This window comes from Corynebacterium sp. HMSC06D04 (assembly GCF_001807315.1).
GTDB lineage: Bacteria > Actinomycetota > Actinomycetes > Mycobacteriales > Mycobacteriaceae > Corynebacterium > Corynebacterium simulans.
Genome location: NZ_KV788542.1, coordinates 1 through 552, shown reverse-complemented (window position 1 = coordinate 552; position 552 = coordinate 1). Strand labels below are relative to the sequence as shown.

Annotated in this window: 1 protein-coding gene and 1 pseudogene; both read right to left on the bottom strand. The window is 51.8% G+C overall.

Annotated features, from left to right (window positions below; all coding sequences use genetic code 11):
• A pseudogene (locus HMPREF3155_RS13130) lies at positions 1-183 on the bottom strand (IS3 family transposase); the annotation flags it as partial.
• Positions 180-479, bottom strand: a complete 300-nt coding sequence (locus HMPREF3155_RS05495) for an IS3 family transposase (RefSeq protein ID WP_023028776.1) — start codon at positions 477-479, stop codon at positions 180-182. The gene HMPREF3155_RS05495 and the pseudogene HMPREF3155_RS13130, both read right to left, overlap by 4 nt.
• Positions 480-552 lie beyond the last annotated feature (73 nt).

Sequence of the window (552 nt, the reverse complement as noted above, 5' to 3'; positions counted from 1 at the left end):
CTCATCATCGAAGATGGTCTTGATTCTTGCACCAATAACGGCATCAGAATACATCTTTAACCTGCGTTTTTTACGGGTGCTCACCCACTTGTAAAACGAGGAACGATTCAGCTTTAACACATCGCACATCCGCTTAACCGAGTACTCGGTTCGGTGGTCATCGACAAACTGGAAGCGGATCACCAGTGAGTCTCTTCGGCAAAATATTTCGCGGCCTTACGCAGGATGTCGCGTTCTTCGCGCAGCTTAGAGACTTCTTTTTCCAGCTGACGGATTCGCGCAGAATCATTCGCCGCTTGGGCTTGATCGTGCACGGCCTTCGTGCGGGCACGTTTGCCAGTGCCGTACTTTTTGACCCAAGAATGTAGCGAGGCACGGTTGATACCGAGCTCAGCTGATGCTGAGTTCAGCGAGAGATCCTCGTTGTTCTCATAGAGGGCTACGGCATCGCGTTTGAACTGTTCGGAGTACCTGGACATGGTGGTAGATTACCTTTCTTCCCAGCTCGACTGGGCTGGATATCAGGTGTCCACCAAAAGGGGGTCAGGTCCC